This is a genomic window from Streptomyces sp. NPDC005262, from assembly GCF_042872425.1.
GTDB lineage: Bacteria > Actinomycetota > Actinomycetes > Streptomycetales > Streptomycetaceae > Streptomyces.
On record NZ_JBIAKK010000012.1, the window covers coordinates 21759 to 35522 of the forward strand.

Genomic DNA, 13764 nt, shown 5'->3' on the forward strand with positions numbered 1-13764 from the left:
GATCCTGGTCCGTGTGCTCTTCGTGGTCACCGTCGTGGGCTCGATCGACGTGCTGACGGTGGCGTCCTCGGTCGACGCGGTGGACGGCCGGTTGCTGGGGATGCTGTTGTACGCGGCGTTACCGGGCGCCGCCGGATTCGTACTGTCGCTGTACGTGCGGACCGGTGGCGTCTGGATCTGGCGCGGTCTGCTTGCCGTGCATGTCTGGCTTGCCGTTGGCGCGCTGGCATCGCTGAGCGGAGACGGTGACGGCGGTCAAGGTGTGCCTCAACTGGTGATGCCGATCGTCGTCACCGTTCTTCTTTTTCATCGAAGTCTACGCGCGTGGTTCGAACTCGGTGTCGAACAACGTGGCCTGCAGACGCCGTTCGTCCTTTTGCGGTTGATCACGTCACGCCGGGACCGTGGCCAGAGCGCGACGGAGCACCTGGGAACGGTCCTGGTGGTCGTCGCTCTGGTCGGTGCGCTCATGGCGACGGAGGTCGGTGGTCAGCTGACGGCGAGATCCGGAGTGCGATCTGCCAACTCACCGGGAGCGCCTGCCCGGCAACGGACGGGAACGTGGTGGCCGGCCATGGCGCCGGTGCGGATGGCGGGACATCGAGCGGTGGTGGAACGGGCTCCGGTGGTACGGGCGCGGGCGGTTCCGCAGTATCCGGCGGGTCGGACTCGGGCGGGTCGGATTCCGGCGGGTCGGGGTCCTAGCCACCAATCAGAACAAGGATCCCCACCTGACGGCCATCGGACATTCCTACGGGTCGCGGACCGTGGGCGCTGCGACGCAGCGGCTCGGTGGGATTCCGGGCGTCGACGACATCATCCTGGTCGGCAGCCCCGGTGTGGGTGTCGACCATGCAGTGGACCTCGGGGTGGGCGTCGGCCATGTCTTCGTCGGAGCCGTGGCGAACGACCCGGTGACCAAACTTCCGTCCAAGCTGCAGTCGGCCGTGGGTGCCGTGGGGTTGGTGCTGGCAGGTCCTGCCGGGGCGTACCTCGCCGGGGATCTGGCCGACCCGGGGGACGACGATCTGTGGTTCGGCAAGGACCCGGCGAGCAAGGCATTCGGGGCCAGGCGTTTCCCCGTGGCCGATGGACCACCGGTGATCAGCAGCCACGGCCTGAGCGCGGGGGCGCACTCCCAGTCCTCCGAGCCGAACGGCCCGTCGTACGAAGGTGTCTACCCGCTGCCCCGTCCTGACGTCCGCTCCGACTACTGGTCCGCCGGGGCGTCCTGATGGCTGGTCAGTGATACCGGCGGCACATGTGACCGTGGTGATCCGGACAACTCGCACACACCCGCGAAACTGCCCTTGAACCCCGCCCCGATGGGGGATGGTTGTGGGGTGCGTAAATTCTGGGTGGTCGGTGGGATCGGCATCGGGTTGGCCATGTGCTTCATGGCGCTGCTCGTCGTCGGTACGTACTCCGCCGCCGCCGGCCTCGGCAGCGCCGGCAGCAACGGGGCCGTCGGCCTGGCCAAGGGGGCGGTGCCGGCGAAGTTCCAGCCGCTCGTCCAGAAGTGGGGCAACCTCTGCCCGGCCATCAACCCCGCTCTGCTGGCAGCCCAGCTCTACCAGGAGAGCGGGTGGAACCCCAGGGCCCGGAGTCCGGCCGCGGCGCAGGGCATCGCGCAGTTCATCCCCGGGACCTGGGCCGGTCACGGGATAGACGGGGACAACGACGGGGACCGGGACGTATGGGATCCGGCCGACGCGATCCCGTCGGCCGCCAGCTACGACTGCGAACTCGCCGGGTATGTGAAGAAGGTGCCGGGGGACCAGACCGACAACATGCTCGCCGCCTACAACGCCGGTGCGTACCGGGTGATCAGGGCGGGCGGCGTACCGCAGATCTCCGAGACACAGAACTACGTCAAGATCATCCGGTCCCTCGAGAAGAGCTTCGCCCGGCCGGTCGGGCGGGTCGAGCCGTCGCGGCAGGCGGCCGGGGCCATCTACTTCGCGCAGAAGAAGCTCGGCACGAAGTACCTGTGGGGCGGGAACGGCACGGCGGAGCAGGGCGGCCGGTTCGATTGTTCCGGGCTGACGCAGGCCGCGTACCGGACCGTCGACATCGAGCTGCCGCGCGTGGCGAACGATCAGTACAACGCCGGGCCGCACCCGTCACGGGACGAGCTGCTCCCCGGTGACCTGGTGTTCTTCTCGGACGACCTGACCAACTCCCGGGCGATCCACCACGTCGGGCTGTACGTCGGCGGCGGATACATGATCAATGCGCCGTACACCGGGGCCGTGATCCGGTTCGACAAGATCGACACGCCCGATTACTTCGGTGCGACCCGCGTCACGAAGGACGGGGCCGCGGCTCTTCCGACGGCCCTGCCGACGGTATGACGCAGGGTCGGCCATGGCTGGAACTCTCCGTGAAGCCTGGGCCCTGAGCTGCGACGATGAGTCACTCTTCGATAACGTCATGGTGATCATTCGGTGGAGAGCGGAACGTACGCCCGGAGCGTGTCGTTCCCTGGACTGGGACAGCATGCGCACTGACCATGTGGCACTTCCCGGCACAGCCACCCGCATCACGCAGTAGCGATCGCCACAGGGATCGAAGCGGCGGTCGAAGCAGTGGTCGAACCGAACACGGGGGTTCGTCATAAGCGGTGCACACGGGCGTGCACCGCGGCAGCAGACAAGGCAAGGGGCCGCAGCAGATGGCTGGACTCGCACTGGATGGGTCGAACCCCGACGTCAGCCTGCTCTACGACATCAACGGGCTCGCGAAGTCCGCTCCGACCTGGTTCGACCGGGTCATGGAGTTCGTCGGTGAGTACGGGATCATGCTCGGCATGGTCCTGGTGGTCGTGTGGTGCTGGTGGAGCGTCCGCCGGCGCGGCACGGCCGAGGACTCGGTGACGGCTGTCACCGGGATCGTCTGGGCGCCGCTCGCCGCCGGTATCGCACTGCTCGTCAACATCCCGATCCGGGGCTTCGTGGAGCGGCCGCGTCCGTTCCGCGACCACCAGGGGCTCGACGTCCTCGTGTCGGGGAAGGACGACTTCTCCTTCGTGAGCGACCACGCGACCATGGCGATGGCTCTGGCCGTCGGGCTGTTCGTGGCCAACCGTAAGTTCGGCTTCGCCGCGATCGCCCTCGCACTGTTGGAAGGGTTCTGCCGGATCTACATGGGGGTCCACTACCCCACCGACGTCATCGGCGGATTCGCGCTCGGCACGGCTACCGCACTGCTGCTCGCGCCGCTCGCCATGGCGCTGCTGACCCCGGTGGTGACGGCCGTCTCCCGCTCGGAACGGGTCGGTCGGCTGGTGCGGTCGCGCCGGCCGGTGCCGGCCACGGCCGACGGCCGTGGCGGGGCGCTCGGGATCCCCGAGCCGCGCCCGGGATCGGGCGGCGGCGTCGGCGAGAAGGATCTGGCCGCGTAGGCGGCAGATGTGGGCGTGTGCATCGGCGCAGGTGTCGATGCGGACGTTCGGCGGCGGGCCAGGATCCGTTCCGTGGCCCGCCGCCCCATGTCACAGCGCCTGCGGGAACGTGAACAGCCGCCCGGGGTCGTACTGCTTCTTCAGGCGGGTCAGACGGCCGGTCGCCGTGCCGTAGTACGCCTGCCGCCAGTCGCGCAGTGTCGGGTCGGTGTAGTTCTGGTACGCCGCTCCGGACGCGTAGGGGTGCAGCGCCGCGTGTGTGCTTTTCAGCCAGTTCTGCTGGGCGGTTCCCGACGTCCCGGGACGCCAGGAGCCGATGTACTGGGCGAGCATCCGGGAGCGGCGGTGGACGAAGGCCGTCGAGGCCGGGGCGACCCGGTTGATCGCCCCGCCGAGCGCCGTCAGGGCGATCGATCCGCCGCCACCGCTGCGGCTCACGCCGATCCGGGTGAACGCCTCGGCCCGGTGGAGCAGGGCGCGAACGCCTGCCGGGGGCAGGGAGTGGTCGAAGAAGTCGGACGCGGCGGCGTACGTCTCGCGCTGGAGTGTGCCCTGCGGGGTGCGGCCGGGGGTCCTGCCCGGCAGATGGCACTGGGCCTCGGTGGTGGTCGAGCAGCCCGCGTACACGAGCATCGATTCCTGGTAGCTGCGGCGGCGCAGCGAGACCGAGGTGGCCGATGCGCCGATCCGGTCGGCGAGCCGGTCGACGGCGTTCTGCAGGTCGCCGTAGGTGCCGAGGCTGAAGGCGGCGATCGACACCGTCGGGTGGCCGCCGCCCGGGCCGGCCGCGAGATGCGCGGATGACCAGATCTCGTCCGGCTGGTCCGGGCCCCATGCCTGCCAGGCCGTGATCACGGCCTGGGCGCGTGACCAGGGCCACGACATGTACGCCATCACGGTCTGCGGGGCCGGGCGGGTGCGGAACTTCAGCTCGGTGACCACACCGAAGTTGCCGTTGCCCGCGCCGCGCAGCGCCCAGAAGAGGTCCGGATGGTGCTTGGCATCGGCGGTGACGGTCTTGCCGTCAGCCGTGACGAGTGTGGCCGCGGTGAGGCTGTCGCAGGTCAGGCCATATGCGCGGGACGCGACACCGTGGCCGCCGCCGAGTGTCAGCCCGGAGATGCCGACCGTCGGGCAGGAGCCGCCGGGGATCGTCAGGCCGTGCGGGGTGAGACCCCAGTAGACGTCGGCGAGTTTGGCGCCCGCACCGATGGTTCCGTCCCGGTCGACGCGGGAGAGTGACGAGACGTCAATGACCAGGCGGCCGTTGCCGCTCGACCAGCCCGCGTAGGAGTGGCCGCCGCTGCGGATGGAGACGGGTGTGGCGCTGCGGCGGGCGAAGGCCAGGCACTCGCGGATGTCCGCCTCGTGCCGGACGTAGGCGACCGCCGCGGGTTTCAGGTTGTCGAACCGGGTGTTGTAGAGCTGGCGGGCCGTCGGATAGGTGGCGTCGCCGGGGCGTACGAGCGTGCCGTCGAGGCTCATGGCCAGGGCGGACCAGTTCGCCGGACCCTTCGGGGTGGCGGAGGCGGGTGATTTCGACGGGGTGCGGGTCGTGGTGGTGGAAGAGCTGCTGCCGGAGTCGGAGCCGGATCTGGAGTCGGCCTTGTTGCATGCGGTGATGCCGGCGAGGGCTGTTGCCGCGCCCGCGGTGAGCAGGGTGCGCCGGTTCGGCAGGTTCATCGGACCTCCGGGTGATGGCCTCGTCGCGGGTCAGGGTGATCAGCGACCGGGGACGTGATCGGCGATCGGGGAAGTGATCGGCGACCAGAGGGGGATCGGTGATCAGGGAGCGGAGCGGTGCTCTTCGGCATCCGTGCGGGCGCGATCGCGCGAGCGGCGGGCCGGACCGTTCCAGCCGCAGCTGCAGCGGGCGATGCAGAACGAGCCGCGTTCGATGGTGAACGGCCTGTGGGCGGAGGGTGCGGTCGCTGCGCCGGGAGCGGCCGGCGGGGCCTCGTCGGTGTGCTGCTGATACACGCGTCCACGTTACTGGGGACGGCCCCCCGGTGGTGAGCGCTGAGGGCACGGCGTGACGGGGGACACGGGTGGTCGTTATGCGAAGGGGCGGGGTGCTCGGGCAAGCAGTTACGTCGTTGGGGGTTGGCAGGCGATGGTGGTGCAGCAGCACAGGTCCGGAGGCGGGGCGCGTGCTGTCTGCGCCCTTGCCGTGGTGGGCGTGATGGCGGCGGCCGCCGGATGCTCGGCCGGTGGCGGAGGCGGCGGTGTCGTCGGCGGCCGGGCCGTCGCGGACGAACGGGGCGGGGGTGATTCCGTCGACATCGTCCACCGGGCGGCCGAGGCGCTCGCCGGGGCCGACGGGAGGGGCGGAAATCAGCCAGGGGGACGGGCTGTTACCGGAAGCGCCGAGGTGCGTACGTCGATGGAGACCGCGGCCGGCGGGACACGGGTGACGATCACCGGCCGGGGCACGTACGACTTCCGCAAGCAGCTCGGCCGGCTCACGCTCGTGCTGCCGAAGGACGCCGCGGGTGAGGAGGAACACCGCCCCATCACCGAGCTCTTCACCCCCGGCGCGTTGTACATGAAGAACCGCGGCGCGGGAGTACCCGACAGCAAGTGGGTCAGGGTCGATACGACGGCTCTGGAGGACGGCAATCTGGTCACCGGCGGGGCCACCGACCCGATGGCCGCCGTCGAGCTGCTCCGCGGGGCGCGCGAGGCGACGTACGTGGGGCGGAGCGAGCTGGCCGGGGTGCCGGTCCGGCACTACCGGGGGGTCGCGGACATCGGGCGGGCGGCGCGGGCCGCCTCGCCGGGATCGCGCGATGCGCTGGCCGCGGCGGCGCGAGGGTTCCGCACGAACGCGGTGCCTTTCGACGTGTACCTGGACGGGGCGGGGCGGCTGCGGAAGGTGCGGCACCGGTTCAGTTTCGCCAACGGGGGCGACGGCGACCCGACGGTGCAGGTGGTGTCGACGACGCTGCTGTCCGGGTTCGGGGCGCCGGTCGCCGTACAGCTTCCGGACGACCGGGACATCTACACCGGGAAGATCCAGCAGGGGCAGCGGTAGCGGCGCGGGCGGCCGGGTGGGGGCGGGGCGCGTAGGCATCCGGCGGGGCCGAAATGGTCCGTCCGTGCCATGCGCGGCGCACGGTCCGCTCCCTACGCTAGGAAGTCGGCGACGGCAGTGAGAGGTGACGTACGTGGTGACGCTCAGGGCTCGGACCGATCACGACCATGTGGCCCTTGCCGAGATCGAGCTGTGCGGTGAGCTGATGATCGCGGCGTCGACGGCGATCGAGGAACGGCTCAGTGCCGACCGTATCGACGAAGTGCTCGACGTCAAGGTGCCTGCCAGAGCGGAACGCACCACCGTCCCCCGGCAGACCGACCACCGGGGGTGACGGACGAAGAGGGCCGGTCGGGAGGGCGTTGCGGAAGGGGTGACGGAAGCCCAGCTCAGGTGGGGTCACCTCAGGTACGCAGGAGGCGGGCGATCGCCTTCGTGGCCTCCTCGACCTTCGCGTCGATCTCCTCGCCGCCCTTGACCGCCGCGTCGGCGACGCAGTGCCGCAGATGCTCCTCCAGGAGCTGGAGCGCGAACGACTGGAGGGCCTTCGTGGACGCCGAGACCTGGGTCAGTATGTCGATGCAGTAGACGTCCTCGTCGACCATCCGCTGCAGGCCGCGGATCTGGCCCTCGATCCGGCGCAGCCGTTTGACGTGCTCGGCCTTCTGGTGGTGATAGCCATGTATGCCGCGGTCGTGGTCCGTGACGATCGATGTGGGGTCCATCGCTTCCGCAGGACCCGTGGACTCTGTGGCCTCGGTGGTGCTCATTGATGCCTCCCGTTTTCCCTTTATCCCGCCGCTTTATATACCCCTGGTGGGTATATCCTAACGAATTCAGCTGAAACGTGACCGGGGGCCCGTGCTGATCACCGTGTCCGATGCGCGACACTGAAGAACGCCGGTTAGCCGTGGCCGGATGATGCGCCTAGCATCAGCCTGACCGAATCCAAAGCATCCGAGGACCCCACGTGCGCTTTCGTCTGACCCCCAGGGAGACGAGCTTCTACGACATGTTCTCCGCATCCGCGGACAACATCGTCACGGGCTCGAAACTCCTGATGGAACTGCTCGGGGCGGACTCTGCCTCCCGAGTCGAGATCGCGGAGCGTATGCGGGCAGCGGAGCACGCAGGGGACGATGCCACCCACGCGATCTTCCACCAGCTGAACTCCTCTTTCATCACGCCGTTCGACCGCGAGGACATCTACAACCTCGCTTCGTCGCTCGACGACATCATGGACTTCATGGAGGAGGCCGTCGACCTGGTCGTGCTGTACCAGGTCGAAGAACTCCCCAAGGGTGTCGAGCAGCAGATCGAGGTGCTGGCGCGGGCGGCCGAGCTGACCGCCGAGGCGATGCCGAGTCTGCGGACGATGGACAACCTCACCGAGTACTGGATCGAGGTCAACCGTCTGGAGAACCAGGCCGACCAGATCCACCGGAAGCTGCTCGCCCATCTCTTCAACGGTAAGTACGACGCCATCGAGGTGCTGAAGCTCAAGCAGATCGTGGATGTGCTGGAAGAGGCGGCCGACGCGTTCGAGCACGTCGCCAACACGGTGGAGACCATCGCGGTCAAGGAGTCCTGAACCACGTGGACACCTTTGCGCTGGTCGTGACCATTGCTGTCGCGCTCGGCTTCACTTATACGAACGGCTTCCACGACTCGGCGAACGCCATCGCCACTTCGGTCTCCACCCGGGCGCTGACCCCGCGGGCGGCCCTGGCGATGGCCGCAGTGATGAACCTCGCCGGTGCCTTCCTGGGCCAGGGGGTCGCCAAGACCGTCAGCGAGGGCCTGATCGCGACGCCCGAGGGGGAGAAGGGGATGGGCATCCTCTTCGCCGCACTCGTCGGCGCGATCATCTGGAACCTCGTGACCTGGTACTTCGGGCTGCCGTCGTCGTCCTCGCACGCCCTTTTCGGCGGCATGGTCGGTGCGGCGCTGGCCGGCGGAACGATGGTGCACTGGGACGGGGTGCTCGACAAGATCGTCATCCCGATGTTCATCTCGCCCGTCGTCGGTCTGATCGTCGGCTATCTGGTGATGGTCACGATCATGTGGATGTTCCGGAATTCCAACCCGCACAAGGCCAAGCGCGGTTTCCGGATCGCGCAGACGGTCTCGGCTGCCGGGATGGCGCTCGGGCACGGCCTGCAGGACGCGCAGAAGACGATGGGCATCGTGGTGATGGCGCTGGTCATCGCCGACATCGAGGACCCGAACGACCCGATCCCGGTCTGGGTGAAGCTCGTCTGCGCGCTGATGCTCTCGCTGGGTACGTACGCGGGTGGCTGGCGGATCATGCGGACGCTCGGCCGGAAGATCATCGAGCTGGACCCGCCGCAGGGTTTCGCAGCCGAGACGACCGGGGCGTCGATCATGTTCGGCTCGGCGTACCTGTTTCACGCGCCGATCTCCACGACGCATGTGATCACCTCGGCGATCATGGGTGTGGGGGCGACGAAGCGCGTGAACGCGGTGCGGTGGGGGGTCGCGAAGAACATCATCCTCGGGTGGTTCATCACGATGCCGGCTGCGGCGCTGGTGGCTGCGGCCAGCTACGGGCTTGTCGTGCTGATGTTCGGCTAGAGCTAGAGCTAGAGCTAGGGCTGGGGCGGCTGGCTGCCGGGGCGTCCGGTAGCCGCTTCGTCCTCGATCCCGGACGGGCCTGATGCGCCCTTCGAGGGGTCCCCGATCGGTCCTGACCGGTCTGCCGAAGGACTTGATCCGGCCGTCGGCCGGCATGAACGATTTTCCGAGCGGCCCCGATGTGCCGGTCGGGTGGGCCGGTCCCGGAATGTCGGGTGGTCCGGTCCTGGAATTGGGTCCGCCCCCGCTCCCATGAGAGGAGCGGGGGCGGACCCTTTGCCTTGTGGGTGGCACCGCCATGCAGCACCCCAAGGCTGTCCTTGATCACCCGAAGCGGCCGGAGATGTAGTCCTCCGTCGCCTGGACCGACGGGTTGGAGAAGATCCGCTCCGTCTCGTCGATCTCCACGAGCTTGCCGGGCTTGCCGACCGCCGCGAGGTTGAAGAACGCCGTACGGTCCGAGACGCGGGCCGCCTGCTGCATGTTGTGCGTCACGATGACGATCGTGAAGCGTTCCTTCAGCTCGCCGATCAGGTCCTCGATGGCGAGGGTGGAGATCGGGTCCAGGGCGGAGCACGGTTCGTCCATCAGCAGCACGTCCGGCTCGACCGCGATCGCGCGGGCGATGCACAGGCGCTGCTGCTGGCCGCCGGAGAGACCGGAGCCGGGCTTGTTCAGGCGGTCCTTGACCTCGTTCCAGAGGTTGGCACCGCGAAGGGACTTCTCGACGGTGTCCGACAGCTGGCTCTTCTTGTACGAGCCGTTCAGCTTCAGGCCCGCCGCGACATTGTCGAAGATCGACATCGTCGGGAACGGGTTCGGGCGCTGGAAGACCATGCCGACCGTGCGGCGCACGGTGACCGGGTCGACGTGGGAGCCGTACAGGTTCTCGTCGTCCAGCAGCACCTTGCCCTCGACGCGGCCACCGGGGGTGACCTCGTGCATCCGGTTCAGGGTGCGCAGGAAAGTGGACTTGCCGCAGCCGGACGGGCCGATGAAGGCGGTCACGGAGCGGGGCTCCACGGTCATCGAGATGTCCTCGATGGCGAGGTGGGAGCCGTAGTAGGCGGACAGGCCGCTGACGTCGATGCGCTTGGCCATCTGAATCACTGCTTCTTTCGTGCCGCGTCAGCGGCCGGTCTTCGGGGCCTTCCAGCGGGCGATGCCGCGGGCCACCAGATTGAGGATCATGACGAAGGCGATCAGGACCAGAGCAGCGGCCCAGGCGCGGTCGTACGACGCCTCGCTGCCGATCTTGTACTGCTCCCAGATGTAGAAGGGGAGCGACGACTGGGCGCCTTGGAAGGGGTTCGGGTTGATCAGCTGGCTGCCGAAGACCAGCAGCATGATCGGTGCGGTCTCGCCGGCGATCCGGGCGATCGCAAGCATCACACCAGTGGTGATGCCGCCGATCGCGGTGGGCAGGACCACCTTCAGGATGGTGCGCCACTTCGGGATGCCGAGGGCGAGCGATGCCTCACGGAGCTCGTTCGGGACGAGCTTGAGCATCTCCTCGGTGGAGCGGACCACGACCGGGATCATCAGGATCGTGAGCGCCAGCGAACCCATCAGGCCGGACGGCTGGAGCTGCGTCATCAGCATGATCGACAGGATGAAGAGGCCGGCCACGATGGACGGGATGCCGGTCATCACGTCGACGAAGAACGTCACGGCCTTGGCGAGCGCGCCCTTGCCGTACTCCACCAGGTAGACGGCGGTCAGCAGGCCGATCGGGGCGGAGATCAGGGTGGCGAGGCCGACCTGCTCCAGGGTGCCGATCAGCGCGTGGTAGACACCGCCGCCCGGCTCCGTGCCGAGCACGCCGGCCATGGAGTGGGTGAGGAAGTAGCCGTCCAGGACCTTCGCGCCGCGGCTGACCGTCGTCCAGACCAGCGAGGCCAGCGGGACGACGGCGAGGAGGAAGCACACCCAGACGATGCTGGTGGCGAGCCGGTCCTTGGCCTGGCGCCGGTTCTCGACGACCGACGTCGTGACGTACGAGATGACGACGAAGAGCACCGCGGAGAACAGGCCCCACTGGATGCGGCTCTGCCAGCCTGCCGCCGCGCCGATACCGACGCCGAGCACGACCGCTGCGGCCGCGAAGGCGAGCGGGGCCCAGCGGGGGAGCGCCCGGCTGCTGAGGCTGTTCCTGGAAGCGGCCGCCATGGGGGTGGGGCGCTCCTGAATGCCGGTGTTGGCTGCCTGGCTCATGCGTTGGCCCCCGAGTACTCCTTGCGGCGGGCGATGATGAGCCGGGCCGCGCCGTTGACCAGCAGGGTGAGGATGAAGAGGACGAGGCCGGAGGCGATCAGGGCGTCACGCCCGAACTGGTCGGCCTCGTCGAACTTCGCCGCGATGTTCTGGGCGAACGTTCCGCCGCCGGGATTCAGCACATGCGCCGAGATGAGGAAGCTCGGCGACAGGACCGTGGCGACGGCCATCGTCTCGCCGAGCGCGCGGCCGAGACCCAGCATCGACGCGGAGATCACGCCGGAGCGGCCGAAGGGCAGCACCGAGAGGCGGATGACCTCCCAGCGGGTGGCGCCGAGCGCGAGGGCGGCTTCCTCGTTCATCCTCGGGACCTGAAGGAAGACTTCGCGGCTGACGCTCGTCACGATCGGCAGGATCATGATCGCGAGCAGGATGCCGACGGTGAAGAGCGAGCGGGCGACGCCGACCTCGGTCTTGTCCAGGACGTACGTCCAGCCGAAGAACTGGTCGAGCCAGAGGTTCAGGCCCTCCAGATACGGGACCAGGAAGAGGGCGCCCCAGATGCCGTACACGATGCTCGGCACTGCGGCGAGCAGGTCGACGACGTATGCGAGGGGCGCGGCCAGCTTGCGCGGCGCGTAGTGCGAGATGAAGAGGGCGATACCGACAGCGATCGGAACCGCGATGGCCATCGCGATGATCGAGCTGACGACTGTGCCGAAGAGCAGGACCGCGATACCGAAGACCGGCTTGTCGCCGACCGGGTTCCAGTCCAGCGTGGTGAAGAAGTTGCCCTGGTCCTGGGAGACGGCGAGGGTCGCGCGGTACGTGAGGAACACGGCGATCGACGCCATGATCACGAGCAGCAGAATGCCTGAACCCCGTGAGAGGCCCAGGAAGATTTTGTCGCCTGCGCGTCCGGGGGCCTTGGGCCTGGCGCGCTTGCGCTGCACCGGGCGCGCCGGTGGCGTATCTATCGGTGTGGTGGAAGCCATGGTCTTTCCGGTCTGTGTGGGGGAGCGGTGTCGCTCCCCTGGCGGCGGTGCACCGGATGGGGTGGGGCGGCAGGCCGGCCCGGAGGGGTGCACCGGGCCGGCTGCCATCTGTTGCCTGTGGAGCTGATTCAGCTGGTGTTACGGGTGTTGCTTCTGGTTACGAGAGGGAAGCGATGGTCTCGCGGACCTTGGCGTTGATCTCGGTCGGGATCGGCGCGTAACCGGCGTCGGTGAGGAGCTTCTGGCCCTCGTCACCGGCGGTGTAGTTCAGGAAGGACTTGACCGTGGAAAGCGTCTCGGCCTTGTTGCCCGTGTCGCAGACGACCTCGTACGTCACCAGGACGATCGGGTACGCACCCTCGGCCTTGGTGGTGTAGTCGAGGCCGAGCGCCAGGTCCTTGCCGGTGCCCGTGATCTTGGCGGCGGCGATGGCCTTGGACGCGTTCTCCGAGGAGGCCTTGACCGGGGCGGAGCCACCGGTGTTGATGTCGACCGTGGAGATGGACTGCGAAGAGGCGTACGAGAGCTCGAAGTAACCGATCGAGCCGTCGACCTGCTTCACCTGGGCGGCGACACCGGCGGAGCCGGACGCGGCCTGGCCGCCGGGAGCCGGCCACTTCTTCTCGGGCTCGTACTTCCAGTCGCTCGGCGCGGTGGCGGCGAGGTACTTGCCGAGGTTCTGCGTGGTGCCGGAGTCCTCGGAGCGGTGGAAGGCCTGGATCGCCTTGTTCGGAAGCTTCACGCCGTCGTTGAGCTTGGCGATCGCGGTGTCGTTCCACTTCTTGATCTTGCCGTCGAAGATCTTGGCAAGCGTGGGGGCGTCCAGCGTCAGGCTGTCGACACCCTCGAGGTGGAAGCCGATCGCGATCGGGCCGCCGACCATCGGGAGGTTGATGCCCTGGCCGGTCTTGCAGATCTTCTTCGAGTCGGCGACCTCTTCGGGCTTCAGCGCCGAGTCGGAGCCGGCGAAGCCGACGGTGCCCTGGTTGAAGGCGATGATGCCCTCACCGGAGGACGACGCCTTGTAGTTGATCTCGACGCCCTTGCAACCGGCCATGTAGTTCTTGACCCAGAGGTCCATGGCGTTCTTCTGTGCGCTGGAGCCGGAGGCGAGGAGCTGGCCCTTGGCGTCGTCGCACTTGACGTCCGACGCGGCGCTCGTCTTCTCGCCGCTGCCGCCGGAGGCGCTGCCGCCGCTGTTGTTGTCCGAACCGCACGCCGTGAGGACCAGGGCGCTGGAGACGGCGAGGGCACCGAGCGCGGTGGCACGAAGCCGGTTCTTGCGCTGAAGCTTCACTTTCGGGTTTTTCCTTCCAGAAGCCGCCGAGGTCTTGTTCGTTCTACGACGGCGTGCGTTGTGGTGGGTGGTGCGGCGTTTCGCCGCGCACCGTGCACTGCCGAAATTAGGCAGAACAGGTGAAGCGGCCTACGGGGGAGAGTGAACGGAAGGTGAACCGTGGCGGGCGGTGCGGTGCGGCGCTCGCGCTGAGGTCGCGTGATGTGCGCGGAGCGTGTGGGAACCG

Annotated in this window: 15 protein-coding genes; 7 read left to right on the forward strand and 8 right to left on the reverse strand. The window is 68.3% G+C overall.

The window, feature by feature from the left end:
* Positions 1 to 118 precede the first annotated feature (118 nt).
* The gene (locus ACFYP5_RS26205; protein WP_389040489.1) at positions 119 to 310 is read right to left on the reverse strand and encodes a hypothetical protein; all 192 of its coding nucleotides are present in this window, start codon (positions 308 to 310) and stop codon (positions 119 to 121) included.
* Positions 311 to 740: 430 nt separating this feature from the next.
* Here ACFYP5_RS26205 and ACFYP5_RS26210 point away from each other — a divergent pair, with 430 nt between their 5' ends.
* The 3 genes from ACFYP5_RS26210 (at position 741) to ACFYP5_RS26220 (ending at position 3403) form a co-directional block, all read left to right on the forward strand.
* Complete coding sequence (locus ACFYP5_RS26210) at positions 741 to 1235, forward strand: alpha/beta hydrolase (protein WP_389040895.1); 495 nt, start codon at positions 741 to 743, stop codon at positions 1233 to 1235.
* 108 nt (positions 1236 to 1343) lie between these two features.
* Complete coding sequence (locus tag ACFYP5_RS26215; protein ID WP_389040492.1) at positions 1344 to 2354, forward strand: NlpC/P60 family protein; 1011 nt, start codon at positions 1344 to 1346, stop codon at positions 2352 to 2354.
* A 320-nt stretch (positions 2355 to 2674) separates the two neighbouring features.
* A complete protein-coding gene (locus ACFYP5_RS26220; RefSeq protein ID WP_389040495.1) occupies positions 2675 to 3403 on the forward strand; it encodes a phosphatase PAP2 family protein in 729 nt (242 codons plus the stop codon).
* A gap of 90 nt (positions 3404 to 3493) precedes the next feature.
* On the opposite strand, the gene ACFYP5_RS26225 is transcribed toward ACFYP5_RS26220, so the two are convergent.
* Positions 3494 to 5086, reverse strand: coding sequence for an FAD-binding oxidoreductase (locus ACFYP5_RS26225; protein ID WP_389040498.1), 1593 nt, complete (start codon positions 5084 to 5086; stop codon positions 3494 to 3496).
* A 102-nt stretch (positions 5087 to 5188) separates the two neighbouring features.
* The gene (locus tag ACFYP5_RS26230; RefSeq protein ID WP_389040501.1) at positions 5189 to 5383 is read right to left on the reverse strand and encodes a hypothetical protein; all 195 of its coding nucleotides are present in this window, start codon (positions 5381 to 5383) and stop codon (positions 5189 to 5191) included.
* A gap of 133 nt (positions 5384 to 5516) precedes the next feature.
* Between ACFYP5_RS26230 and ACFYP5_RS26235 the strand changes: the two genes are divergently transcribed.
* Positions 5517 to 6437: a hypothetical protein gene (locus tag ACFYP5_RS26235; protein WP_389040503.1), complete on the forward strand. Its 921-nt coding sequence runs from the start codon at positions 5517 to 5519 to the stop codon at positions 6435 to 6437.
* A gap of 133 nt (positions 6438 to 6570) precedes the next feature.
* Positions 6571 to 6771 (forward strand): hypothetical protein, encoded by a 201-nt coding sequence (locus ACFYP5_RS26240; RefSeq protein ID WP_389040506.1) that lies wholly within the window; start codon positions 6571 to 6573, stop codon positions 6769 to 6771.
* Between the two features lie 70 nt (positions 6772 to 6841).
* Here ACFYP5_RS26240 and ACFYP5_RS26245 read toward each other — a convergent pair whose 3' ends face one another.
* Complete coding sequence (locus tag ACFYP5_RS26245; RefSeq protein WP_389040509.1) at positions 6842 to 7207, reverse strand: metal-sensitive transcriptional regulator; 366 nt, start codon at positions 7205 to 7207, stop codon at positions 6842 to 6844.
* A gap of 200 nt (positions 7208 to 7407) precedes the next feature.
* Between ACFYP5_RS26245 and ACFYP5_RS26250 the strand changes: the two genes are divergently transcribed.
* Together ACFYP5_RS26250 and ACFYP5_RS26255 are read left to right on the forward strand one after the other, a co-directional pair.
* A complete protein-coding gene (locus ACFYP5_RS26250; RefSeq protein ID WP_030924980.1) occupies positions 7408 to 8028 on the forward strand; it encodes a DUF47 domain-containing protein in 621 nt (206 codons plus the stop codon).
* 5 nt (positions 8029 to 8033) lie between these two features.
* Positions 8034 to 9032 carry an anion permease gene (locus ACFYP5_RS26255; protein WP_389040511.1) on the forward strand — a complete coding sequence of 333 codons (999 nt, stop codon included), beginning with the start codon at positions 8034 to 8036 and terminating at the stop codon, positions 9030 to 9032.
* A 324-nt stretch (positions 9033 to 9356) separates the two neighbouring features.
* Here ACFYP5_RS26255 and pstB read toward each other — a convergent pair whose 3' ends face one another.
* The 4 genes from pstB to pstS form a co-directional block, all read right to left on the reverse strand.
* A complete protein-coding gene (gene pstB / locus ACFYP5_RS26260; RefSeq protein WP_030972091.1) occupies positions 9357 to 10133 on the reverse strand; it encodes a phosphate ABC transporter ATP-binding protein PstB in 777 nt (258 codons plus the stop codon).
* Positions 10134 to 10160: 27 nt separating this feature from the next.
* A complete protein-coding gene (pstA, locus tag ACFYP5_RS26265) occupies positions 10161 to 11246 on the reverse strand; it encodes a phosphate ABC transporter permease PstA (protein ID WP_389040514.1) in 1086 nt (361 codons plus the stop codon).
* Positions 11243 to 12241 carry a phosphate ABC transporter permease subunit PstC gene (pstC, locus tag ACFYP5_RS26270; protein ID WP_389040517.1) on the reverse strand — a complete coding sequence of 333 codons (999 nt, stop codon included), beginning with the start codon at positions 12239 to 12241 and terminating at the stop codon, positions 11243 to 11245. The genes pstA and pstC overlap by 4 nt, the downstream gene beginning before the upstream one ends.
* A 157-nt stretch (positions 12242 to 12398) precedes the next feature.
* Complete coding sequence (gene pstS, locus ACFYP5_RS26275; protein WP_389040520.1) at positions 12399 to 13538, reverse strand: phosphate ABC transporter substrate-binding protein PstS; 1140 nt, start codon at positions 13536 to 13538, stop codon at positions 12399 to 12401.
* Positions 13539 to 13764: the final 226 nt, after the last annotated feature.

Bases quoted from the DNA above. Each gene is read 5' to 3' on its own strand.
- ACFYP5_RS26205 (WP_389040489.1), bottom strand. From the start codon at position 310: ATGAAAAAGAAGAACGGTGACGACGATCGGCATCACCAGTTGAGGCAC.
- ACFYP5_RS26220 (WP_389040495.1), top strand. From the start codon at position 2,675: ATGGCTGGACTCGCACTGGATGGGTCGAACCCCGACGTCAGCCTGCTC.
- ACFYP5_RS26225 (WP_389040498.1), bottom strand. From the start codon at position 5,086: ATGAACCTGCCGAACCGGCGCACCCTGCTCACCGCGGGCGCGGCAACA.
- ACFYP5_RS26235 (WP_389040503.1), top strand. From the start codon at position 5,517: ATGGTGGTGCAGCAGCACAGGTCCGGAGGCGGGGCGCGTGCTGTCTGC.
- ACFYP5_RS26245 (WP_389040509.1), bottom strand. From the start codon at position 7,207: ATGAGCACCACCGAGGCCACAGAGTCCACGGGTCCTGCGGAAGCGATG.
- pstB (WP_030972091.1), bottom strand. From the start codon at position 10,133: ATGGCCAAGCGCATCGACGTCAGCGGCCTGTCCGCCTACTACGGCTCC.
- pstA (WP_389040514.1), bottom strand. From the start codon at position 11,246: ATGAGCCAGGCAGCCAACACCGGCATTCAGGAGCGCCCCACCCCCATG.
- pstC (WP_389040517.1), bottom strand. From the start codon at position 12,241: ATGGCTTCCACCACACCGATAGATACGCCACCGGCGCGCCCGGTGCAG.